24 protein-coding genes and 1 tRNA gene are annotated in these 24,656 nt (G+C 35.8%); 6 read left to right on the top strand and 19 right to left on the bottom strand.

The window, feature by feature from the left end; all coding sequences use genetic code 11:
* Positions 1 to 275: 275 nt before the first annotated feature.
* The 7 genes from LT143_RS14955 to fadH all read right to left on the bottom strand — a co-directional run bounded on the left by LT143_RS14955 (position 276) and on the right by fadH (position 5,152).
* Positions 276 to 794: a ribonuclease H-like YkuK family protein gene (locus LT143_RS14955; protein ID WP_246944034.1), complete on the bottom strand. Its 519-nt coding sequence runs from the start codon at positions 792 to 794 to the stop codon at positions 276 to 278.
* 230 nt (positions 795 to 1,024) lie between these two features.
* Positions 1,025 to 1,171 carry a hypothetical protein gene (locus tag LT143_RS14950; RefSeq protein ID WP_246944033.1) on the bottom strand — a complete coding sequence of 49 codons (147 nt, stop codon included), beginning with the start codon at positions 1,169 to 1,171 and terminating at the stop codon, positions 1,025 to 1,027.
* A gap of 48 nt (positions 1,172 to 1,219) precedes the next feature.
* Positions 1,220 to 1,456, bottom strand: a complete 237-nt coding sequence (locus LT143_RS14945) for a YkuJ family protein (RefSeq protein ID WP_246944032.1) — start codon at positions 1,454 to 1,456, stop codon at positions 1,220 to 1,222.
* Positions 1,457 to 1,619: 163 nt separating this feature from the next.
* Positions 1,620 to 2,384, bottom strand: coding sequence for a DUF3993 domain-containing protein (locus LT143_RS14940; RefSeq protein ID WP_246944031.1), 765 nt, complete (start codon positions 2,382 to 2,384; stop codon positions 1,620 to 1,622).
* 323 nt (positions 2,385 to 2,707) lie between these two features.
* A complete protein-coding gene (locus tag LT143_RS14935; protein ID WP_246944030.1) occupies positions 2,708 to 2,947 on the bottom strand; it encodes a hypothetical protein in 240 nt (79 codons plus the stop codon).
* A 64-nt stretch (positions 2,948 to 3,011) separates the two neighbouring features.
* Complete coding sequence (locus LT143_RS14930) at positions 3,012 to 4,226, bottom strand: EAL domain-containing protein (RefSeq protein ID WP_246944028.1); 1,215 nt, start codon at positions 4,224 to 4,226, stop codon at positions 3,012 to 3,014.
* Positions 4,227 to 4,387: 161 nt separating this feature from the next.
* On the bottom strand, positions 4,388 to 5,152 hold the full coding sequence (gene fadH / locus LT143_RS14925; protein ID WP_246944026.1) for a 2,4-dienoyl-CoA reductase: 765 nt from the start codon (positions 5,150 to 5,152) through the stop codon (positions 4,388 to 4,390).
* A gap of 156 nt (positions 5,153 to 5,308) precedes the next feature.
* Here fadH and LT143_RS14920 point away from each other — a divergent pair, with 156 nt between their 5' ends.
* The 3 genes from LT143_RS14920 (at position 5,309) to LT143_RS14910 (ending at position 8,240) form a co-directional block, all read left to right on the top strand.
* Positions 5,309 to 5,749, top strand: coding sequence for an ATP-binding protein (locus LT143_RS14920; protein ID WP_246944024.1), 441 nt, complete (start codon positions 5,309 to 5,311; stop codon positions 5,747 to 5,749).
* Positions 5,676 to 7,235: an ATP-binding protein gene (locus LT143_RS14915; RefSeq protein ID WP_246944022.1), complete on the top strand. Its 1,560-nt coding sequence runs from the start codon at positions 5,676 to 5,678 to the stop codon at positions 7,233 to 7,235. The genes LT143_RS14920 and LT143_RS14915 overlap by 74 nt, the downstream gene beginning before the upstream one ends.
* Before the next feature lie 138 nt (positions 7,236 to 7,373).
* Positions 7,374 to 8,240: a metallophosphoesterase gene (locus LT143_RS14910; protein ID WP_246944020.1), complete on the top strand. Its 867-nt coding sequence runs from the start codon at positions 7,374 to 7,376 to the stop codon at positions 8,238 to 8,240.
* 45 nt (positions 8,241 to 8,285) lie between these two features.
* Here LT143_RS14910 and LT143_RS14905 read toward each other — a convergent pair whose 3' ends face one another.
* From LT143_RS14905 to LT143_RS14895, 3 genes are all read right to left on the bottom strand, one after another.
* On the bottom strand, positions 8,286 to 10,400 hold the full coding sequence (locus tag LT143_RS14905; RefSeq protein WP_246944018.1) for a sensor domain-containing protein: 2,115 nt from the start codon (positions 10,398 to 10,400) through the stop codon (positions 8,286 to 8,288).
* A gap of 183 nt (positions 10,401 to 10,583) precedes the next feature.
* Entirely contained in the window at positions 10,584 to 10,943 is a 360-nt protein-coding gene (locus LT143_RS14900) for a fluoride efflux transporter FluC (RefSeq protein ID WP_246944016.1), read from the bottom strand.
* Complete coding sequence (locus tag LT143_RS14895) at positions 10,940 to 11,347, bottom strand: fluoride efflux transporter FluC (protein WP_246944015.1); 408 nt, start codon at positions 11,345 to 11,347, stop codon at positions 10,940 to 10,942. The genes LT143_RS14900 and LT143_RS14895 overlap by 4 nt, the downstream gene beginning before the upstream one ends.
* A gap of 91 nt (positions 11,348 to 11,438) precedes the next feature.
* On the opposite strand from LT143_RS14895, the gene LT143_RS14890 reads away from it, so the two are divergent.
* Positions 11,439 to 11,639 carry a penicillin-binding protein gene (locus LT143_RS14890; protein ID WP_246944014.1) on the top strand — a complete coding sequence of 67 codons (201 nt, stop codon included), beginning with the start codon at positions 11,439 to 11,441 and terminating at the stop codon, positions 11,637 to 11,639.
* A 153-nt stretch (positions 11,640 to 11,792) separates the two neighbouring features.
* Positions 11,793 to 12,260 (top strand): YkyB family protein, encoded by a 468-nt coding sequence (locus tag LT143_RS14885; protein ID WP_246944013.1) that lies wholly within the window; start codon positions 11,793 to 11,795, stop codon positions 12,258 to 12,260.
* Positions 12,261 to 12,386: 126 nt separating this feature from the next.
* Here the strand turns inward: LT143_RS14885 and LT143_RS20635 are convergent, their stop codons facing one another.
* From LT143_RS20635 to LT143_RS14855, 6 genes are all read right to left on the bottom strand, one after another.
* Complete coding sequence (locus LT143_RS20635; RefSeq protein ID WP_246944012.1) at positions 12,387 to 15,191, bottom strand: ATP-binding protein; 2,805 nt, start codon at positions 15,189 to 15,191, stop codon at positions 12,387 to 12,389.
* 85 nt (positions 15,192 to 15,276) lie between these two features.
* The gene (locus LT143_RS14875; protein ID WP_246944011.1) at positions 15,277 to 15,648 is read right to left on the bottom strand and encodes a response regulator transcription factor; all 372 of its coding nucleotides are present in this window, start codon (positions 15,646 to 15,648) and stop codon (positions 15,277 to 15,279) included.
* 32 nt (positions 15,649 to 15,680) lie between these two features.
* Positions 15,681 to 17,039: a glycosyltransferase family 2 protein gene (locus LT143_RS14870; RefSeq protein ID WP_246944010.1), complete on the bottom strand. Its 1,359-nt coding sequence runs from the start codon at positions 17,037 to 17,039 to the stop codon at positions 15,681 to 15,683.
* Between the two features lie 49 nt (positions 17,040 to 17,088).
* Positions 17,089 to 18,144, bottom strand: coding sequence for a HEAT repeat domain-containing protein (locus tag LT143_RS14865; protein ID WP_246944009.1), 1,056 nt, complete (start codon positions 18,142 to 18,144; stop codon positions 17,089 to 17,091).
* A gap of 1 nt (position 18,145) precedes the next feature.
* Positions 18,146 to 19,783, bottom strand: a complete 1,638-nt coding sequence (locus LT143_RS14860) for a GGDEF domain-containing response regulator (RefSeq protein WP_246944008.1) — start codon at positions 19,781 to 19,783, stop codon at positions 18,146 to 18,148.
* Between the two features lie 110 nt (positions 19,784 to 19,893).
* Complete coding sequence (locus LT143_RS14855; protein ID WP_246944007.1) at positions 19,894 to 20,799, bottom strand: chemotaxis protein; 906 nt, start codon at positions 20,797 to 20,799, stop codon at positions 19,894 to 19,896.
* Positions 20,800 to 21,211: 412 nt separating this feature from the next.
* On the opposite strand from LT143_RS14855, the gene LT143_RS14850 reads away from it, so the two are divergent.
* The gene (locus tag LT143_RS14850; RefSeq protein WP_246944006.1) at positions 21,212 to 21,628 is read left to right on the top strand and encodes a hypothetical protein; all 417 of its coding nucleotides are present in this window, start codon (positions 21,212 to 21,214) and stop codon (positions 21,626 to 21,628) included.
* 78 nt (positions 21,629 to 21,706) lie between these two features.
* On the opposite strand, the gene LT143_RS14845 is transcribed toward LT143_RS14850, so the two are convergent.
* From LT143_RS14845 to LT143_RS14835, 3 genes are all read right to left on the bottom strand, one after another.
* Positions 21,707 to 22,957 (bottom strand): ATP-binding protein, encoded by a 1,251-nt coding sequence (locus tag LT143_RS14845; RefSeq protein ID WP_246944005.1) that lies wholly within the window; start codon positions 22,955 to 22,957, stop codon positions 21,707 to 21,709.
* 281 nt (positions 22,958 to 23,238) lie between these two features.
* A tRNA-OTHER gene (locus LT143_RS14840) sits at positions 23,239 to 23,321 on the bottom strand.
* 34 nt (positions 23,322 to 23,355) lie between these two features.
* Positions 23,356 to 24,588, bottom strand: a complete 1,233-nt coding sequence (locus LT143_RS14835; protein ID WP_246944004.1) for a PLL family lectin — start codon at positions 24,586 to 24,588, stop codon at positions 23,356 to 23,358.
* Between the last annotated feature and the right edge of the window lie 68 nt (positions 24,589 to 24,656).

Here is a 24,656-nt window from a genome sequence, read left to right as displayed (position 1 = left end):
GGGCAGTAAATGAAGGATATTTTCTCTATCGTGAAAAATCCCACTCCTCGGCGAAAACCGTGCCTGTGGGGTCTACAAGGACGAAGTGAACTTCCTTTGTCCGCGACCCGCTCTCCCACAGGAGTCTCGCGTCCTTCCACTTCAATCAACTCTGCTAAAAATCAACACTGTACTTTAACACAGCCATTTATTTGAAAATTAGTTTGAAAAACAAAAAAGTTTTAGAAAAGAGACTAAAAAAAGAAACCACAATGGTTTCCTTTCATTTTTTCTAATCATTTCGTATATCGATTTGCATAACTAGACGCTGCATAAGAGTCTGGTTTGATTTTTGCTTCAATTCCCATTGAGATGATTCGGCTCGTCATCTCTTGGATTAAATCCTTGGTGACTCCCTTTCTCCCAATATCCAGATGAATTTGAAAACGCAAATCTGCTCCCTCATCAGCATAAGGTAAAAGCACATCAGTCATTTCATTAAAATGTTCCGTTGTAAACAAGCTAGCTAGTTCCTGTGAATACGCTGTTTCCATGGATATCTTCTCTCGTACACTACGAACTTCTCTTGGTAGAACCAATTCACGCAGGCAACCCCAAGCACCTTTTCCCACTCTGTGTAGATGAATGGCCGAGATAAACTTTGTCTCATTCTGGTGTACTTGAGAGTCTGTACCAATAGAGAGATGATAAATAGATGAAGGTTCTTGCTTCAAAAAGGTTATGATTTTAGAAAAGACTCGCTCAAATGTCATGTTGTTTTCTGATATGTTTTGAAACAACAATCGATCACTCATGCGTTCACTCCCTAATATTCTGTCAAATCCAATTATTGAGCAGCCTCTTAAAGAATGGATATATTAGTCTTTTCTATTGTCAAATACTGTTGTGAATAAGCTCCTCATCCTATTTTATACAGAAGGGCTTGTCAGCTTGTTACTTTTTGGCTCTTTTCTAAAACTTTATTGTCATTCTTCTTACTTCTTTAATTATTATTTAGCAACAGTCTATTCAAAAACTGTCTTCTTTACCCTTTACTCGTTTGAATATTCTTTTTTGTATAAGAGCAATTTGGGCATGTATATATGACATTTTGATTAGACTGTGCAACTAACACCTCATCTAGTGCCTTTTTAGATGCACAATTTGGACAAATAACAAATGGAGTTTCCATACTATTTTCACCCTTTTTAAATGATGATGTCACGATTGAATAGATGGTTTAGTGAATTAAATCAAAAATCTCAATTGCAGCCATATCAATGTTATCAAATTGATATTTTTTCGGTTTTTCCCCTTGTGAATACACTTCAATCTCATACGTTTCCGTTTTTGGGAAGTAAGTTACACTACATCTTTTTTCCCCATCTACCTCAAAGAACCGTTGAGCTGGATCTCCATGTTCTTGTGCCTCCGCTAAACTCATTAATCGTTGAATAATTCCTTGTAATTTTGACAACGTCAATTCCCCCTTTTAATTAAGTGTGCATTTCATTTATTGCACAATATACATTACCTATATTTTAACTCTACTTTTAGGATAAACAATGATTTCTTTTCTATCCACTAATAGGCCCAATTTGTAATTCTATAGAATTTTTACATAAAAAGAAAGGAAAGATTCATCGAACCTCTCCTTTTACTGTAAAAATGGTTGAAAATGTTAGTAATGACGGGCGATTCTTAACATTCTGAAATAATAATTGATAAGGGACTAGACTCGCATAAGGTTGAAGTGAAGGTAAAATAGTATCTTGATCAATAGTAAATTTCGCTATAGAACCCGTTGCAATGTAATTTACCCTTTCCACATTTGGCTGAACTTTTACAGTAGCCTTCTTTCCGTTGACTTTTGCAGTACCTTTTACTTCATCTAAATCATTCGACTGAAGTACTTCTTCTGGTAGTTCCTCTTCAAACGATATATCTGATACTTTCCACTGTTTCTCAATATAACTAATTGTGACGATTTCATATTGAGGAGAGAACGTTACTGGCCCTACACTAGAAGACTTCTCGTATACAAAAATAGTGTCTTGATTAGACGTTATAACAATTTTTGTTGAGTCTGTATATGAATATTCTGGAATAATGTAGGCGGAAAAATCTGTTCCATAAAAGATATAGCCTTCTTCTTCCTCAAATAAATGTTCCACCATAAAATCTTCTGCAAGTTCCTCCGTTACATATTGAGTTAACTTCTCCTTCGCTTCATCCCAAGTATGATAGCGTTCTGTTAATGAATACTGTGTATCATATGTTTCCTGTAAAAGCTGCATGACACCCGGCTTGTCCAACAATTGATTAGATGAAGCATGGACTGGATGATGAAAAACAGCTAGAATCAAAACAGATAGTATGAATAGGCATATATTAGTACGCTTCACTTACTATCACCCCTTTAACTTGTGATTTAGATCGCCTTAATAATTGACATTGTACCAATGATTTTTAAGTTTATGCGTACCATTCGTTCGTAAAATACTGCCATGGTTAGACAGTCTTCTTTATCTTTATTACAGGAATACCCTTTCTTCTCTCTAAACAAACAATAATCAACAGAAAAAGTTCTTTTTATGTGGTTTTTCGCTGATACAAAATGCTTTCTCTTCTTTCTACAGGACAAGGCATGAAAAAAAGCCAACAAAATTTTGTTGGCTTTCCGAAAGAAAGACGAATAGTTGAAAGTGTAAGTTGTTAATGCTTTATGTTACCACCGGGACGTAAGTGCATAATAGACAATAAACCCGATAACAAGAGCCGCACCAATTAAGTACGTTAGAAAAATTGGATTCCTTGTATAAGGATGCGCCTGAACTTTTGGGTTAATTTCCGTATCGTACCCGTTTGTTTGATACTTTGTATTTTTTGAGATATTCCATGTATAGAAAAAGCCAATGATTAGGATTAATAAAGCTAATACGGATAGAACTATATCCATCATTGTCATATACATCCCCCCTAACACAGTGTATAAACTTATAGTTACACAAATGGAGAGGGCTTATACCATTCTATAAGATGGCATTCTTTTCATATAAGTATTCGTATGTTAAATCGATAAATAAGTACTGATCTTGATCAATCGGATAAGAGAACGTTCGAATTAGTTCACCCGTTTCAATATCGCTATATAAGTCAGATAAGATGCCTCTTCCTTCTAACTTCATCTTCATAATATTCTCAAGAAAATAAGGACGCCAGCTCCAGTTTTTATTATGATAAGAAGGTTGTTGTACCCATACGTCCTTAATTTTTACATGATTTGCTGAAGCTTGAAAACCGTCTTCATCACAAATATAAATTCTAAAGCTATATGCTGATAAATCTTGGGATATGTGCTTTAGTAACTCATCACCTTTGCTTTCCTTTTTATCCTTTAATAAAGATTGTTGTACCGTTTGTTGAATGGATTTTGAAAGCTGATAGAAGTTCCGAATTTTCCGTTTTTCATGTTCAATAAATTGCTGTATTTCTAATTTGAGTTTTTCTGTAAGTAAGCTTTCGTCTATAAAAACTTCTGACGGATCTTGGAGGTAAAAACCTTGATAGTACCTACCGCCATTTCTCCAAGCATATTGTAGCTGATACAAGGTCTCAATTTCTTCATAGAGTAGTGCTGCTCCAATTTTCCTCGCTAATAACGAAAGTGAATATAGGACATCCTGATAAGAAGCTAGACCATTTGTCTTTCTCAACATATGGAGGTCAACCTTTAAAATATCAGGCTCAATCAGACCAATGCGATCTAAATTTCCAGCTCCGTTCCCAACATTGTCTACCGCTATTTTAATGCCATAGGTACGATAATAAGTAAGTAGATGGTTCAACCGTTCAATATCTCCAGTAAAATCATGTTCAGTTATCTCTAAAACTAAATGATCAAGTGGAAACCCTTTATCCTGATACACTTTCAGCATTTCTAATAAAGACTCTCCATGGTCACGCATTAATAGATCTGGATTTCGATTTATAAATATGTAAGGTTTTGCATCCACCTCAAGCCAATAGTCCAGTGCTTTTCGAACAATCAAATCATCTACCTCTAGACGGTACTCATCTGGTATCGATTGATCGCGAAAGAACGGCCCAAGACTATGCCACCCCTCTTCTGTCTTCATACGACCCAGCACTTCGTAACCAATCACTTTTCGTTCCTCAGCGTTAAAAATTGCTTGAAAATGTGGGGTTACCATAGACAGGTTCGTTAAAATATCTAACGGATCCATTCCCCCATCTCCTATCTAACTTTTTGTATGATTATACCATGAACTGAAAATAAATCCCGCAACTAAGATCAAAAAAATTTAAATTCATTATGCCACTTTAACGAATTAACGCATCAGGGGCCAGGCCCCCGATGCGTTAATATGTTAAAGTACGACTGCTATTAAAACGCGCGTTTATTTAACCATTGTCCGCCGTCCATCGTAATACACTCTCCGTTGATGTAGCCGGAATGATCTGAGAATAGGAAAGTAGCGAGTCCTGCAATTTCTTCAGGCGTTCCTAATCTTCCAAGTGGGACGCTTTGAAGCGTACGTTTTGCGGCTTCTTCTGATTCCCAGAGACGGTCTGCTCCACCTGTACGTTCAATGGGTCCAGGTGCAATGGCATTTACTCTGATTCCATATTTAGTTCCCCATTCGACAGCGAGGGTTCTTGTCATCGCTAACACCCCTGCCTTTGCACTCGCAGAGTGGATAACACCTGCTCCTGCTCCCCATGCATAAGTTGCCACCATATTTATGATGCTTCCTTTTATTCCTTTTTCGATCCAATATTTGCCGACGTAGGAGCTGCAATAGAATGTCCCATTAAGAACAATATCAATGACAGCGTTCCAACCGTTTACAGAAAGTTTTTCTGCGGGACATATAAAGTTCCCTGCTGCATTATTAACAAGGTAATCAATGGTACCAAATGTCTCTGATGTTTTTTCAACCATATGTATGACATGCTCAGGCTCTCTAACATCCATTTGAATGGGTAACACCTGTCCTTCAAATTTTTCAATTTCCTTTTTCGTCTCCTCTAACGTTTCTAGAGTACGCCCTGTAATAGCTACATAGGCTCCTTCAGAAGCAAATTGTTTCGCCATATACTTCCCCATCCCATTAGAACCACCTGTTACAATGACTACCTTACCTTTCATTTTCTCATCTCCCTTTTGTAAGCGTTTTATTTATTAATTGTACACTAATTTATATGTTTGAAAAATAAGATAATTGAAAAAAGAGAAAAAAATCCTTCAAATTACGAAATATTTTGTTAGAATATAAACTGATTGTCATGTTTTGGAGGGAGTATCTTGTCTCATCGAATTAGTATTAATAGAGAACCGGACATTATTTCTGCTGTTACTGTAGCGTACACGGAAATGTCCAACTCGCCCTATTCCATCCTAGAGAAACAACAAATTATTGTAACGATATCTGAATTATGTAAAAACATCCTATTTCACTCCAATAGTACTGGATATGTTTTCATTGAACGTATCCAAAAAGGGATTAGAATTACCGCTATTGATGATGGTGTGGGTATTGCGTCTATTGAGGATGTTATAAATGGCATTAAAAATCCTCATTCAAAAGGCTTGGGTTTAGGTTTAACAGGCGTCAAACAAATGATGGATGTATTCATGATTGAATCACCGGAGCAAGGAGGGACAAAAGTAATTGTTGAAAAATGGTATGGTCGAATCCCTTCCACAAAACTTACATTATTTGAAGGAAGAAAAAGCACGGAATGATCGACTTATTTCTATTGGTCAAGTCTCGGCAGGAATTGCTCACGAGGTTCGAAATCCACTAACCTCTGTAAAAGGCTTCCTGCAACTACTTAAGGAGGAACAAGAATCCCCTTATCTACATATCGCAATGGATGAGTTGGAACGGGCGTTAAGTACACTTAATAACTTATTGCAAGTATCCAAGCCAGATCTAGAAGCAGAACCTTATAAGTACATTTCTATTGGTTCTGAGCTAGATGCTATTTTGTCATTATTTCAAGAACACTTATACCGAATCACCCTAAATAAAAATATCAGTGATTATCAAGTGAAAATCTATGGCCAAAGAAATACTTTAAAGAAAGCCTTTTTTAACTTACTAAAAAATGCCTTTGAAGCAATGCCAAAAAAGGGTGAGCTTTCTGTCTCCCAATATGTAAAAGATGATTGTATTTATATTATTATTCAAGATACAGGTACAGGCATTCCAAAAGATAAAATTGATTTACTCGGCACTCCATTCTTCACAACAAAAGATAATGGGACAGGTATGGGGCTTACACAAGTATTTACGACACTCCACAAACATGGCGCAAAAGTAAATGTAGAAAGTGAAGAAGGAATTGGAACAACATTTACAATCCTCTTCCCTATACAGAAAGTGAAGGAAGTGAAGATTAACAAAATGAGCAAGTTACAAACAAGAGAAGGTCAGAGTTTTAAAGATTTTTTATACTTGAACCAAGAATCCTTCGATCGAAGTTTACAAGATCGAACAAACAATATTTTCTTACATTTAAAAAATTCTTCTATTCAAGAACAATCAATGTTTGAGATTGCTAAGAAGATTATTAGCTTGCTAGACCAAGATGCAGAACATGAATTAATTGAGCTAGCAAAAGAACAAGGGGTCATTTGGGCTAAGAGTGAAGTACCTTCCATTATTAAACTCGAATGGTTTCAGGAGTTACGTAGCATCTATTGGGACTATATGTACCATTATTTCCAAGACGTTACAGTCAGCATTGAAGAATTTTTTACATTTGAGAAGAAAACGAACCATTTTGTTGATACATATCTTAATAACTTTATTATTAGCTATAATGAATATAATAATAAAATCATGCAATCACAACGTGAAGTCATTGAAGAGTTATCCGTTCCCATTATACCTTTGACTGACAAGATTGCGATTTTACCTATTGTCGGAACAATGGATACATACCGAGCTAAACGACTACAAGAAAAAGCCTTATCTCATATTGAAAAAGAGCGCTTAAAGAAAATGATTATCGATTTATCTGGAGTTGCGTATATGGACACAGCAGTAGTCAGTCACTTATTCAAGATTGTCGAAGGCTTCGCACTTCTTGGGTGTAATGCGGTTGTAACTGGTATTCGCTCAGAAGTTGCCAATACCATGATAGAATTAGGGATTACCTTTAGTGATCGCATTGAAACAAAAGCCGACCTAAAACAAACGCTAGAAGAATTAAAAATAATATAATGTTAGTCAAAGCAGCCCATACAGGCTGCTTTTTCGCATTCGTTTTTGATACTCTTCAACCTTTTCGTGTTATAATTTTAATAGGATAATAGAGACAATACTCGTAGTTTAAACTTTAATAGATAGGTTGGTTTGTCAATGAGTGAGCAGTACACAAGGAGAGGATTTTTAAAGAGAGCATTCGGCTATTCTATTGGGGCGATTTTAACAACAGCATTTGGTTATACATATTCAAGGTATATAGAGCCCCATCAATTAGAAATAAATCGATATGACGTAAGGTCCCCATACATTCCTAAAGGGTTTAAAGGTATTAGGATTCTGCAATTTAGTGACACACATATCGGCCATTATTATGATATTGACCAGTTTAGCGAACTAATCCATACAATAAATGGGCTTGAAGCAGATTTGGTGTTTTTTACAGGAGATTTAATTGATGCTCCTGACCGGTACCCTAATCCATCTCAACTCATCCCATTGTTATCAGCTATTAGAGCACCGCTTGGCAAATTCTCTATTTATGGAAATCATGATCACGGTGGATATGGCACAGAATCATACAAACAGATTATGGAACAGGCAGGGTTTACTTTGTTAATAAACTCTGCAACTAATATAACGTTTCTGAACGAGACAATTACGATAGCCGGTTTAGATGACTATATGTTAGGAAGACCTGATTTTGAGCAAACGTTGCGACAAATACCTGAGAATGAGTATACGATCTTACTTGCACATGAGCCTGATGTTGCTAAGATCAGTCATTCCTATCCTGTCCATCTACAATTATCTGGTCATAGTCATGGAGGACAAGTCCAGTTCCCCTTTTACGGTGCGGTGATCACGCCTCCTTACGCATCAGATTATGTGGAAGGTTTCTATGAAATTGGAAATATCCCACTTACTCTTTATGTAAATAGAGGCCTAGGAACAACTAGAGTACCCTTTAGATTTTTATCCAAGCCTGAAATTTCTATTTTTACGTTAAAACCAGGAACATAAAAGGTATGAAGAAAAAACTCTTCATACCTTTTGCTTTTGTTGCAATTATTTTAGGAATTCCTTTTCTATTTGTGAAGCTGGTACTGGCTTACTAAACAGGTAGCCTTGAGCTTTTTCACAATCCATTCTTCTTAAAAATTCGGCTTGTTCTTCAAGTTCGACACCTTCTGCTACTACATTAAAGCCCAAGCTATGAGCCAAGTGGATAATGGTCGTAGTAATGGCGGCATCCTTCTCGTCACTTAATACGTCGCGAACAAAGGATTGATCAATCTTTAATGTATTTAACGGGAATCTCTTTAAATAGCTTAGTGAAGAGTAGCCAGTCCCAAAATCATCTACTGAGATTTGCACTCCAATTTCCTTTAGCTTATTGAGGATCCCAATTGTTTCTCGCGTATCCTGCATAGCACCTTCTGTGATTTCAATCTCTATTTGCGAAGGATCAATGTTATTTGAAGTAATGGCATTCTTAATAAATTCAACTAAGTTAGGCTGCTGGAATTGTCTTCCTGAAAGGTTAATGGCAACGGATATATTTGTATGTCCCTTACTCCTCCACTTATTTAGCTGTAAGCACGCTTCCTCAATCACCCATTCACCAATTGGTATAATTAACCCAGTTTCTTCAGCTAGTGGAATAAAATCTGCAGGTGATACAAAACCAAGTAAACCACAATTCCATCTAAGCAGTGCTTCATAGCTATATACTTCTCCAGTATATAAATCAACCTGTGGCTGATAGTACAGAAGTAGTTCATCCTTTTCAATTGCTCTTCGAAGGCATGTCTCTAGCAACATGGTTTGCGAGTCGCCTTTTTGCATATCCTGGGAATAAAATTGATAATGACCTCTACCTCTATCCTTTACATTAGATAGAGCTGTATCAGCACTTTTTATTAACGTTTCTTCATCTAAACCATCTTTTGGATACATACTTATTCCTACACTTGGCGTTACATAAAACTCTTGAGACGTTAATAGAAACGGTGTTTGAAATAAAGAAAGAACTTGATCTGCAACGTCTTGAGTCTGACAACGATTGGTATCTTCAATAATTAAGATAAACTCATCTCCACCTTGACGATAGACAGCAATATTCTGGTTGATCTCCTTAAGTGAAGTAAGTCTTTGTGCTACTTCCTTTAATAATAAATCACCTACGTAATGTCCCATACTATCATTTAGGAACTTAAAGCGATCTAAGTCTAAATACATGAGTCCAAAGATTTGGTCATGTTCTTTTGATTTAGAGACAACCTGATGAATATCCTCTTTAAGTGAGCTTCTGTTTGGAAGACCTGTTAAATGATCATGATACGTAATGAATTTCAGTACTTCATTACTGCGCAATTGCTCAGTAATGTCTCTCATGATAATATAAACCCCTTTAATCTCTACATTCACAACAATTGGAATCATTTTAAGTTGGACATCTATCAACATGCCTGATTTATGAACAATTTGACACGTAATATTATCTTTTGTTTTTCCTTGAAGAGTGTCCTGGAACAACTGATCAACCTTTTTTCCGTGCTCACTTGCAACTAAAGACAAAAATAATAGATGTGTTAACTCTTTTTCTGTATATCCTGTAATTCCATATGTCGAAGGGTTTGCATTCAATATTGTTCTACTTTCATTTACCGAAATGACAGCGTCCATATTGTGATCCATTAAGGATTTATAGCGTTGTTGGCTTTCAAGCATTCTAAATTTTTCTTGCATTTTATCTGTTATATCTCTTGTTACACTAACCACATACCTACATTGACCAGCATCATCATTTATAGGTGTTAAAATTGACTCACTATATATTTCTTTACCATTCATCACCAAGTTATCTTGAAAAACGATTGGCTCATTAAGTGTTACTGCCTTCTCATATTGCTCTTGAAGGTAGTTCGCAAACTCACCTGGAATAACTTCCTGAATAGTAAGTCCCATACTATGTTCATTTATATTTGCTCTCTTATATGCAGCCTCGTTCGCATATACATAACGAAATGTATTGCCATGATCAACTTTCATTAAATACACGAGATCACTGACCACATTCAAAATAATCTCATTAATAATGAGAGTCATCTTATTTGAGTAATTTTTATCTTTTATATCAAGCTCCAGTTCTGACTGTAGCTGTTGGTTAATCCGGTTCATTTTGGTATCGCATCCTCAAGGTATAATAAACCGTAACTAGCAATCTATCACACTAGTTGACACGGAAGTTAGATAATTTAAAAATATTTAATTTCCGACAATATATGACACAATCTCATTATATCAGTAACTATTGTAAAAAAGAAGACTATGAACTTCGATTAGCTAAATATACCTACTACTTTAAAAAGTAATCGTGCCAATTAAGAAAAAGACGACACATAAACATATCGTGGTGAAAGAATAAATAAAAAACTGTAACCATTTCTTTTCCTTCAAGAGCTTAACACAATCAAGGGAATAAGTAGAAAATGTCGTAAAGGCACCGATTATACCAGCGGTAATACCTACCTTCAAAGAGGAATAGTTCATTTCGCTAAAAAAAGATAGTAAACTTCCTAAGATGAATGAACCTAGTACATTAATGATAAATGTGGCAATAAGGGGGCCATTCTTATGCAATGATTTAGATAGGATGATGGTTAATCCGTATCGACCTAAAGCACCAATAACCCCGCCGCAGCATACATACAAGATGGTCATTGTTTCTTCACCCTTTCTTCTGCAGGAATTTCATTTATGTAATGAGCTGCCAACTTTATACCTAACACAGTGAAACAAAGTCCGATGCACCAAGTTCCCATAAGATAGGCTATAACATAAAAGGCATCAGAGGTAGTAGCGATATGAAAGATGTCACTCGCATAGGCAGACATGGTAGTAAAACCACCACAAAAACCAGTTCCCCAAATTAACCATTGTTCCTGTTTATCCCTTCCGGTCACATATTCATATAGAAACCCAATCAACAAACAACCAGCAATATTACAAATAAAAGTCCCTATCATGGCAAAGGACTCTGGTACACTCATGTATACCCCATACCTTGCCCCTGCCCCAAGAAATCCCCCGGTAGCTACAAATGCAGCCCCTTTTATCTTATTCATACTAAAAAACCTCCAATTTCATCCGTACATGCTCCATTCGACTAGATAACCATATTATATAACGAAACTTTTAAAAGGAGGCAACATCATTATGTATCATGCATATAGAGGCCCTGAGGCCCATGATCAACGTTTTCCATTTTTACCTTTCTTGGCAGGATTAGCTGTCAGTCCATTTTTATACGGACCAAGACCTTTCTATGGTCCTAGACCGTATTATTATCCTAGACCATACTATCCTTACTATGGATATCCATATGGTTACCCTTATGGAGGATACTACGGTTATTAAAAACTGAAGCAGCCATCCATTTTAGGGTGGCTGCTTTTTTATTAGGCAGATACATAATAAGAGTTAATCATGGGCCAGCAAAAAATTCTTTTTTATCATTTGGAAAATTACGCATGATAGGCTATCATAATAATATAGAAAGGAGATTAATAAATGGACCAACATCAAACGAAATCTGATCAGGTAACACTTCAAGAATTAACTCAAGCCATTTTTTCTGTCAACCGTCATGCTAAAACGGCAACAGATCCCAAATACTTATATTTGCTAAAACGAAAAGCATTGGAAAAATTAGTAGTAGAGGGCAAAGCAAAAAAAGTAGGCTTACATTTTTCAAGAAATCCAAGAAATAGTAGACAGCAATCAGATGTTCTTGTATCTGCAGGAGATTATTTTTTCCATATGCCACCTTCTAAAGAAGACTTCGACAATCTTCCACATCTAGGTTCCTTAAATCAGACCTACCGTAACCCTAAAACTCATATGGCACTGTCTCAAGCAAAAGAGCTATTACAAAAATATGTTGGTGTGATTCCTTCAACATCAAATCCACAGAAAAAAGTAACCGCTCGAAACTATCAAAAGCCTGTCTTTAAACGGCTAGGTGAAAGCTATCGTTAATACAACAACAACAACAACAATAAAAAACAGGTTGAAAAACCTGTTTTTTTTATTGTTGTTATAGAGCTACTTAAGGATTCAAACTATTAGGTATAGGAAATGTAGGTTTATTATTGGCAATGATACTTATTTCTCAGCCTCTTCTTCAGGCACCATAATTTGCCCCTGACTCCCTTGATTCAATAGAGTTTGCATAATCGCCTTAGAGAGCATACTTGGAGGATATGGCTTAACTAGATACTCGTTTGCTCCTAATTCTATTCCTCTACTTTTCTCTTCTAGAGCCGAGGAAATAAATATAGGAATACTTCCTAGCTCCTCTTTTTGTTTCATATGTCTGATAACATCCCACCCGTCTAAATCTTGGTCTTCTAAAGTAATGTCTAAGACGACCACATCAGGTTTTGAGTGGGAGAGATAGTCTAGGGTTCCTCTTGCTGTTGCAATATTTTGTACGTTAAATCCACTTTCTTTAAGCTCTGTTGCTAGTAGATTAGATAAACTCGAATCATCTTCGACTATTAGCACATTTCTTCCGCTTGTAAATGTTTTAGACGAGTTCAAGATGTGATGTGTTGGATCGGGTATCAGGTTATCCGATTGCTTTACAATTGGAAATTGAACAGTGAACGTACTTCCTTTTTTCAGTTCAGATGCAACTGTAATATCTCCTCGATGGGCCTTCATAATTTCTTTCACAATGGATAAACCGAGGCCTGTCCCCCCAATCCTTCTGCGGTCAGAATTATCCACTCTATAAAATTTCGTAAATAAATGTGGAATAGCTTCTGACGGTATTCCTAATCCTTGGTCTTCAATTGCAACCTTTAGTAGATTGTCTTGCTCATATACCGTAATATTAATTTCTCCACCGTCTGGTGAATATTTAATGGCGTTACTAATTAAGTTCATGAATACTTGAGCAATCTTATCACGGTCTCCTAAGACTGTCGTAGAAGAAGTTTCATTTCTAACATGTATTTGGTGAGATGTGAGATTCACCTTTTGAGTTTGAACGACCTGCTCAATGATTGGCATAAGGTCCTCATACTTCTTTTCATACGTTTGTTTTCCAGATTCCATCCGTTGGACATCTAAGAAGTCGTTAATTAATGATGTTAACCGATTTGCTTCATTGTAGATGGTCGTTAAATATTTTTGTTGTCTTTCCGGTTTTAACTCTTTATGAAGCATTAGTTCTGTAAATCCTAGTACACTTGCTAATGGTGTGCGAAGCTCATGACTGACCGTACTTACAAATTCTGATTTCATCTTATCAACTTCAAATTCCTTTGTGATATCACGATGAACAAATACAGTCCCAAATTTAACTTTCCCTTTTGTCAAGGGTTCAAAATAAACTTGGATGACACGTTGGTTCGGTTGCTTCGTTTGATAACGATATGTGTCAACTTCGTGATGTCCTTTAATCACATCATAGAAGAATTTAGCGAGACCTTCACGCTCCTCCTCAATAACAGAAAACCTGTTCATCCACTCTTTTAGCTCAGCATTCTCTAATTCACGTGAATGGTTACAGCCTATTAGATCACAAAAGTTCGTATTGACTTGAATGATCTTCCCTGTAACGTCTACTAATTGAATACCCTCATGAATGGTATTCATGATATCTTGTGTTAATATGCGATCTTGCTCAGATTCTTCATATAGCTTTATTCTTTCTAGTGAAATCGTTATTTGTTTAGCTAGTGCTTCAGATTCTTCTACCTGATCTTCCTCAAAACTCGATCCCATCTTTGTAAAAATGAGAATCCCCTCTATACCACCTGTTGAATCTAGTATAGGTACGTATAAATCCGAACAATATAATGTTCGGTCATGGTAATCTTTTTCAATATCAGTGGCTTCTCGATTAATCATGTATGATTTTTTTGTATCAATCGCTCTTCTTGCCGGTCCTTCCGTTAGCGTCAAAATTAATTTCTCAGCCCGTTTTGTAGACATACCAAACACCGCAAAATCCATACTACGTATTAATCCTATAAACCCTTTATCTGCCTTCAACACATAACACATGTTTTCCACGATGCTGTGTAAGACCTCATCTTTATTTAGAGAATAAGATAAACCATTGATAAAATTATTACGAGTAATTAAATCTTGTTCATTCTGCCTTAGTGCTTCAAGTGCATTTTCAAGTTCAAACTGCTGGGCTTGAAGTTCATCCTGCTGGGCATACATTTCCTCATTTTGAGCGACTAATTCTTGTTCGTTGTTCTGAATACTAATAATCATCTTACCGAATGCTTTAGTCAACGTACCAAGCTCATCCTTACGACTACTATTAAAATCAAAATTTGTCTCTTCTCCCCGAGCAATTAAGTTTGCTGTCTGGGCAAATTCACTTAAAGGGCCACCAATTTTAGATAGCATAGCTCTAATTACCCAACCTAATAGAACAAGCATTAGTAAGATGAGTGCTAGGAATAAATACTGACTCTGTTTTAATTCAGTCGAAAGTGTATCAAAGTTTTGTTGTACATTTTGATCCATTTGGAGTCGGTATTCTTTAAGTATACTCTTCATATTTCGTATATCTGTTGTTAAACCATTTATGGCTCGTTCAACATTCTCCAATGTCCTACCTTCTTCAACATTCTCTACAATTACTGGGTATTCCTCTTCTTTATAATTTTGATAGAAGGTAACAACTTCTTTATAAAATTCTTCATCCATATCATTGTTCTTTAATTCATTCAGCAGTTCAATATTTCTCTCTATAATGGGAAATTGGGCATTTGCGCGATCCAGATAATCTTGTGAACTCGCTCCAAATGCTATATGTCCACGAACCTCAAAAAACAAATCATTAAAAGCATAGTCTAGATCTTGAGCAACCTTTTCCTTTGCTTCACTTTCGAGATTTAGTTCATGGTAGTGATTAGTAATGTTTTGCTCATATAATGACACGAGTGATGAACTTATAAAAAAAACAATGATGAAAATACCCATAATCAAAACAAATTGCCTAGATAAACTCTTCGAAAAATATTCTCTAATTCTCACTTAAAATACCCTCAACCTTAGCTACTAATTCCAATGGACTAAATGGCTTTGACATAAAATAATTAGCACCAGCTTCTTTCACTTTTTCCTGGTCAGATTGCTGACTCTTAGCTGAGAGCATCATAATTTTCACGCCTTTTCTTTCTGGCATACTTCGGACTTTTTCAATTACCTCTAGACCAGTAAAAACAGGCATCATATAATCTAAAATGATTAAATCATAGTCATTTTTGGAAATACACTGTAACGCTTCCTCACCGTCACTCGCCTCTTCTACTTGATACCCTTCATCTTCAAGAGTATCAACAACGAGCATTCTTAACACTTCTTCATCTTCAGCCAAAAGAATTTTTTTAGACATATTAGCACTCCTTTTTCTTTGAACTCGTCCAACTACGATTCATTTGACACACCTTTTCTTACCATTTCTCCCCAGTTTCTCTTTCGTCTAATAATATCTATGATTCCTTCACATCTCCATAACACCGTTAATGGTCTGTACCATAAGGATTCTGTTAAGGAGAAGAAGAAGAGTCTCACAATATCAATTACTCTAGGGAATTTTCGTAAGCTCCATTCTTCAAGTAATACAGCCATCATAGAAAAAAGTGAACCGTATAAGAAGGAGACGAGTAATAGCACGATTGCAAACTCTACATAAATCCCACCCAAGAAAAAAGAACAAATCATAATGATAAAACCAATCAATTCAACGACTGGGCCGAGAAATTCTACAAACAGAAAGTAAGGCATCGAAATAAACCCTATACTCCCATACTTCGGATTAAAAAATAGTCGTTTATGCGTCCAAAGACTTTCAAATAAACCTCGATGCCAACGCGTACGCTGTCTCCTCAAAAACTTTGCTGATTCTGGCGCTTCAGTCCAGCAAACAGGATCAGCCACATACACAATTTTTTTATTTTCTTTTCGTTCTCTTATTAACCTGTGTAATCTTACGACTAATTCCATATCTTCGCCAACCGTATTATGGTTATAGCCACCAGCATCAACGACCCATTTCTTCGAGAAAACCCCGAATGCACCAGAAACAATCAGAAGTAAATTATGTCGACTCATACCAACCCTACCCATTAAGAAGGCACGCAAGTATTCAATTACTTGCATGATGACAATGGGTTTTGTCGATAAACCGATCTTCACTAATTCACCGTTTTCTATCTTACAGCCATTTGCTATTCTAATACTTCCCCCTGAGCCAATAACATCTCCGTCAGAATCAATAATGGGCTTCATTACCTTTAGAAATGCATCGCGTTCTAAGATGGAATCACCATCTAAAGAGCAAAAATAAGGATAGTTTGATGCATTAATACCAGCATTTAATGCATCTGCCTTCCCTCCGTTTTCTTTATCAATGACAATAAGATTCCCATAAATTTTAGACTGATATACTGCCTTTATGGGTTTCGTATCAATCTTTTTTTGAACAACCTTGTTGACCTCAACCATTTGAAATCTTGTAATTAACTTGTCTAACGTATCATCTTTAGAACCATCGTTGATTACGATAACTTCAAACTCCGGATATTCAATACTTAAAAGCGACCTTATACTACCATAAATACCAGCAGATTCATTATAGGCTGGCACAAGAATAGAAACAGGCTTTGTGTAGCTTACTTGAAGTAAATCTTGATAAGGCTCTCGATCATCAAGTTGATATTGTTTACGTAACTGCACAAATGAAATAGCCAACATCGCTGTATAAAATAGAATAACTATAATCATATAAAAAAGTACAAACCAACTACCAAACCATATTAAATTGAGCCAAATATTATCTAGAAGCTCCATTATTTCTTCCTTTCTCAAGCCACTCCATAGCCATGTCTCTTGCAAATTGGTCAGTTGAGTTCGTCAAAATATCACTCAAAATGTCCAATCCGTTTGGATATCGGTATATTGCCTGTGCAGCTTGTTGTCGGACGCTAAACATGCCATCACTCATACTCTCAATAATATAAGGAAGATATTCCTTTTTCCGAACCGAAGCAGCCAATTTAAGCGCCATTATCCTCTCTTCGAAATGTTTAGAATATAGGTGTTGCTTCAATTCATTGTCTGTCAATGGTACAGCTAGATTTGCTAGAGCTTTTAGAGAGCGAATTCTAATTTCAGGCAAATTATTGGTTAGCTGCGCCCTTAAGAACGAAGTTAAATCTTGCCGATTCTCAATTCCTAATACATCAATAATAGTAAGTTTTAACGTTGTTGATAGCTGATCATATTTTGCAATAAAGTATTTTAGTGTCGTTTCCTTCATGTTACTAACCAAAAGACGATATACAAATTCAGAAAGATTGTATTGATTAGCTGTAATGTAGTGATATAGGTCTGGATGGTCAAATTTCACCATTAACTTGAAAATTTGAACAACTTCCGCTTCACTAAGTGTTTTTCTTGAGTTGTATAGGTTGACAACATCCTCTAGCAAAACCTGTAATTGAAATGATTCAATATTGTACAAAACATTCATTCTTTTACTCCATCTTCGATGAAAAAGAAGGTTTTTGTAACGCTCTAAGAAATATAATTCTGAAAAAGTTCTCATTCTCGCTTCAAACTCTTCTCCTTCAGCAACATTTGCAAACTCATTTAGGAGTTCTTCTAACGCCTTATATTTCATATCATTATCTGGCAGGAGATGTCTTGAATGTTCTCCTTTATACAAATACCGAAACATATGATTTCGATAATCTTCTTTATACAAATCTATCTTCAATCTACTTCTATTTTCAATGGCTTTTCTAATCGTTAAATAAAAGAAAAGAACTAAAAGTATTAAAATGATCATGATAATTAACAAAAGTAAAAAAACAATTGGTTGCTCCACTCTACTTCATCCTTTGAATCAATCGTTTAAGTCTAGCCTCTAGTTCGAGGAGATTAAACGGTTTAGTTAAATAATCATCTGCACCAAGCTGTAGACCTCTAGAAATATCCTGTTCACTCTTTCTAGAAGTTAACATAATGACTGTGTATTGTTCGCTATTCTGTTCTGCTCTTATTTTCTGCAACACTTCTAGCCCATCCATTCTAGGCATCATACCGTCTAAAATAAGAATATAAGGATTTTCACTCTTATACCAGTCAGATTCAAAGAATTTAGCGCCATCCCTAAAGGATTCCACTTCTAATAGAATGGACTCTTCCTTTTGCATATTATCAATCATTTCTAGAATCATAGTTCGGATAATTGGATCATCATCAATAACCCCAATTTTTAATACTTTTTTATGGGTCGTTATTTGTTCCTTGTTTGCCAGAACAATTTGGTTACGTCCTAAGGATTTCGCTTCATACAATGCTGAATCAGCAAGCTCCATCCACTCCTCTAAAGACTGACCATTATTCGACACTTCCACCATCCCTGCAGAAAAGGTAATATGAAAACGAGTACTATTTGCCACATATTCCTTTTGCCCATACTCATGTAAAATGGTTTCTAACTGTCCTTTTGCGGTACCCAATGATGTCCTCGGAAATAATAGAACGAATTCTTCTCCTCCAAATCGAATAATGATATCAAAGCTACTCAGCTTTTCCTTAAGAAAGCCTGCAAAAGTACGTAGAACTTCATCACCCATTAAATGCCCATATGTATCGTTGATGTTTTTAAAATGGTCTAAATCGAGGATAGCTAAGGTAAACACTTCATCCTCTTGAACAGTCTCATTTTGTAAGAGCTTAAACACATTATTTAAATATTTTCTGTTATACACTAGTGTTAACTCATCAATTAAAACAAGGTGATCAATAAGTTCTTTTCGTTCAATTTGTCGTTTTAGACGGACAATAAATTCATCCATTTCAAACGGCTTTGCAATAAAGTCATCTGCACCCATCTGATAACTTTTCACTCTTATCTCTTTGCGGTTATCCACACTCATCATGATAGTTGGAATAAACTGTTGCTTCATTTTTTCTTTTAAGTAGTGTAATACCTCGAAACCAGAAGCGGACTGCATATAGACATCAATAATAATACAGTCTGGTTTTAAATCGTATAAGATTGATACCGCTTTATGAGGATCTGTTAACGCTAAAACAAGTATTTGTTCCCTTTCTAGCGCTTCTTTTACATACATTAAAAATGTAGGATCATCATCAATAAGGATAACTAGTGATTGATTCCCTTTATTTTTGATATTTTGTGTGATTGTTAATGGTTCTTCTGATCCATTGTAGTAACATATGGAAACAAGAGGCATTAAGTATTCTTTCAGTTCTTTTTGGTCCCAAAGCCTTTCTTCTTGTTCTTTTAATTTTTCAAGAAGTTCTTTTGCTGTATTACCTATTTCATCCAATCCTATAGTAGTAGCTGTGCCAGTAATTGAGTGTAAAAAACGGTACACTTCCGCATGAGGTGTCCCTTGTGTGTATTCTTTATCAAACCAAACATTAATTTGCTTTCTGACATTGTTTAATAGTAATTCACGATACTTTTCCACCATTCCACGACCTTTAATCACTTAATACATAGTATATTATCAATAATTACGTCTTAATTAAAATGATAACTATAGACAAGAATTCATAAGTATGAATTCTTGTCTAGGTTGCAATGACTATTTTGTTCATCCTAAAGGATATATTGATCAATAAGTTGGACTAACTCCGCAATTTCAGGCTTACTTACCTGTGCATCTGCACCAACTTGTTTACCTTTATGACGTAAATCCTCGGTAATTAAAGATGAGAATATAATAACAGGCAGTATGGATAGTTCTGCGTCGTCCTTCACTCTTTTCGTGAAGTGATGTCCATCCATTTGAGGCATTTCAATATCTGTAATAATAATTTGAACTTCTTCTAGAACTTTCTTACTGTGCCTCAAGCTTTCTAGAAATAGTAAAGCCTCTTTTCCATTTTCAAAAAATTGAAGATTGGTATATCCTGCTTGAGATAAGGTGTCCTGTATTAACTGCCTTAATAAAGGAGAGTCCTCTACGACCATTAATTTTTTGTTTGAACGCTCTCTATTTCCAAGTTTACTAATACGATCTTTTGTAATCCCAGAAGCCGGATTAATATCAACTACAATTTTTTCAAAGTCTAATAGAAGTATCATTCCCTGTTCTTGTTTCACTACACCTGTAATATGGCTTTCTAGCCCTTGATACATATCAGACGGTTTTTCAATTTGATCCCATGAAATGCGGTGGATCTGAGAGACGGTATGCACATGAAAGACCATCTTCGTTTTATTAAACTCAGCAACAATAAATTTATCTTGTTCTGGATGAGTTGATGGAGGGTACCCTAACGCTTTGGCTACATTAACAACTGGCAACACTTCTCCACGTATATCAATAATACCCTCTATAGTAGGATGTGATCTCGGAATTTTAGTAACAGGAACTGGAAGAATAATTTCTTTTACTTTAATTACATTAATGCCAAATTTATTGTCACCAATTGAAAATTCAACGATTTCCAACTCATTTGTACCACTTTCAAGTAGAATTCCCTTTTGCTTATCGCTCATGTGAAGCATCCTCTCTGAATGTAATCATCTGTCTACCTATTATATCGACATTTTTCTGCTTTTTTTGCACAATTAGAAAAATATTTATATATCTTGATTCCCTTTTATCGAACAAAAAAGATTTCCTACTATGTCAAACCAACTAAAACATAGGTACGTCTGATAAATATCTCCCCCCAGTATTTAACACTTCCAAAATTAGACAACACACATGAACATAAAGGTTCCGTAACTGCAGTGACTGAGTCAATTCCCCATACCTTACGAGACATCTTCCCCCCTTATAAACTAATCCGTTATGTGTAAAAGAAAGGTTGGCTAATACATTGGAATCTGAAGACAATTTTGTATAAACAATGTAGATGGATTCATACTAAGGTTACAACAATGATTTATGGAAAGGATAATGGGAATGAGCAAAATATCTATACTTGTAATAGTACTATTAATGACAACTGTTGGTTGCACTCATGCAAATCCTTCGCCTCCAGCAGAAACATCCATTACAAATACCAATGTTACAACCGCACCTGATCATCCAGAACAACAAACTACTAATGAGCAACTAATTGGATTTAATGATGATCCTGATTTTGAAGATGATTCTTTATCCGTTATAGAAGCAGAGTCTCTCGTTCATGATTATTTAAACTTAGAAGCTGGTAGTGATACAATTGTCATGTTTGATTCTGAACTTGAAAACGGAGACTACCTCATTTATGTTTATGATCTACTTGAGGAAGACAAAGGCACAAATCAACATAAAAATGAAGGATGGTATCGAGTTAATCCTACTAACGGAGAAATTGAAAAGTATCAGAAAAAGTAATCTTTGTATCATATGTGAAACTTACCTTATCATAGTTAAAGCCCCTACCGAAAATGGCAGGGGCTTAATTATATAGAACTATTTTCTAGAAACAAAAGGTAACCTAACAATTACTTTTGTCCCGCTGTCTAAACTACTCTCATAATGAATTGTTCCACCCATATCTCTAATGAGGCGAGTCGAGATCATACTTCCTAAACCTGTTCCTCTAGATTTTGTCGTATAGTATGGAAGGCCAATTTTCTCTAGTTCGTCATTTGTCATACCTCTCCCACTATCTTTAATCACGATATCAACTGTTTCCTTAGCTTCTTTTACAGCGATGGTGACATAACCATGATTACTTATTGATTCGATTCCATTTTTAACCAGGTTTAATAAAGATTGTTTAAGGTGATTTTTATCGGCATAAACGTGATACTGCTCCTTGCTAGTGAAGGTAAGAGCTACATTCTGATAAGCTGCTAAAGGCTTAAGTAAATCGACGACATTATGTAAGATTTCAGTAAGTTCCACTATCTCTAACTCAAAATTTTTCGGCTTAGCAAGTGTTAAATAATCTGTAATAATTTTATTTGTTCGATCTAGTTCTTCAATTATTAGTGGATAATATTGCTTTAGCTTTTCGTCTTTTGTATCTTGACCAAGGAATTGAATAAAACCTTTTACGGTTGTTATTGGGTTTCTAACCTCATGAGCAAATGACGCAGCCATTTGGCTAACCGTTGCCAATTTGTCAAGATATACAGCCTCTTCTAGGTGTTGATTGTTTACAATCATTCTTTCAATAATAACAATAAGACAAAAGTAAGCGGCAATAAACGATGTAAAATAGATAAGATAAAAATGAAAATCCAGGAAATCAATGGAGTAAAAAATGATGATGATATAGAAAGTTAAGTAAGTAATAAGAATAAGAAATGAGTACAATATTTTTTTCGTTGCTTGTATAAAAACTTTCCGAAACAATATGGCAACTGCAAAAGCAAGTACACAGACGATAATACCAACAGGAGCAAAACTCCCGCCAATAATAAACCATCTAAAAAATACCGTAAACACTGTACAAATTAATCCAGGTATTAAGCCTCCATATAGGGTAGCAATAATAATAACAAGCATCCTTAAGTCAAAGTTCGTTTCCCCTAATGTCTCAATCGGATAGATCATACAGAGAAAACTCGCGAATGAACTAATAACTCCATAAATAAGCTTTTGCTTTAGATGAAACGGTTTTCCCCTGCTAAAAGGGAAAAACAAATTAGCATTATATGTAAGCGATAATAAGATGGTAACATTTACAACCAGAGGTTTAATAATGGATAACATAACTCACTACCTTCTCTTTTAGGTAACTCTGTTCACATACTTTGTTGCTTTAAGCGAGGATAAATGCAAATAACCTGTCATTCGTCTACCGTAAAGTAGCAGCATTTTACGAAGTTTGTCTTTTCTTGACATATTTTCTTTTTATTTTACCCTTCTTTCCTACTTCTATCAATCTATGTTTGTGCTCCCTGTCTACAAATAAACGTATAGAAAGACAAAAAAACTTCATACAATCGTAAATTTGTAAGAAGTTTCATACTTATCTTCATTATATTTTCTAAAGGACTTGATGGGAATCGAACCCACTAAATGCATAGTAATTAGCAAGTAACTACTAGCCGCTCTACCATTGAGCTACAAGTCCTAGGTAAAGTATTACCTAACCAACAAGTTTTATACTAACGTTTATATTTATAGATCAGTTCCTGATTTTCACCTCTTGCGTAAACCTCAATTGCTCTTTTCCCATGCGAGATTGCTGAGGGCTCTGACGTCAGTGAACCTCCGAGGTTCTCCCACTCTCCCCAACTACTGCCATCAAAGTTTAGATGGATGAGAGTACTTTGCTCACTTCGAGCAAATACATCAAGTTTTCTTCCATCAAGTGAAACAACTGTTGGACTTGATGCTAAAACACCACCAAGGTTTCGCCAGTCACTCCAACCTTCACCATCCCACGACTTATGGAATAGAGCTTTATTTTGCCCTCTGGCGAATACATCTATTTGATTAGGTCCCTTGGATACTGCTGCAGGAGCTGACGTCAACATTCCTCCTAATTCATTCCAAGCTCCCCAACGCTCTCCGTTCCAATATTTATGGTAAAGTCGTTTATTTGAACCTCTTGCAAATACATCCAGCCTATTTGCTCCCCATGAAGCAATCGCAGGTGAAGAGGAAAGCTGTCCACCTAAATTCTCCCAATCACTCCAGTCGTCTCCGCTCCAATACTTATGATAAAGTGCCTGGTCATCCCCTCTTGCCACCACGTCTATACGTTGATCTCCCCAGGAAACAGCAGCTGGAGAGGAAGTTAAGAGCCCGCCTAAATTGTCCCATTCACTCCATTGCCCATTTTCACGAGTTATTTTATATAATTGTTGACCTCTCCCTCGGGCAAAAACATCTACTCGGTTTCCTTTTAAGGCTACAGCTGACGGCCCTGAAGTTAAAACGCCACCTACAGACTCCCAATCGCTCCAATCCTTCCCGGGGACAAAATCAGCATTCTCAATTGTTAGGAAAATCACTCTTTTTAAGACACGCTCTACAACTTGTTCTGTTGCGCCATAAGCACCTAAAAACGGCACGACCCAAACAAACTGTTGAGAAAATTGTTGATATAGTTTAGTCGTTTTTTGATTAATGGATCCCTGAACATTTGAGACGTTTTTTAACACAAAGTCCACAACTAATCGGAAGATATATCTCGAAATACCTCGGTTAATATTAAACTCTTGTAACTCTTCCGCTAATTTCTTTAAATCATCCCTCATGACATTCCAAACCGTTCTCAACTGATCTTCTGGCTGCCTAGATGAAGCATAATAATAATACTGGATAAACTCCTGTTGACCCGGAATGAATGCATTACCCTGAATGGCTGTATGAGAATGAGGTGAATAACTCATATATTTATTACCTCCTTATCAATATAAATTCATAATAATCCCATTATCATCCATATGTAATGATTTCA

The sequence above is a fragment of the Bacillus pinisoli genome (assembly GCF_023036475.1).
Taxonomy (GTDB): Bacteria; Bacillota; Bacilli; order Bacillales; family SA4; genus Bacillus_BS; species Bacillus_BS pinisoli.
Note: the sequence above shows the minus strand (reverse complement) of the source record. Positions and strands in the feature narration are given on the sequence as shown.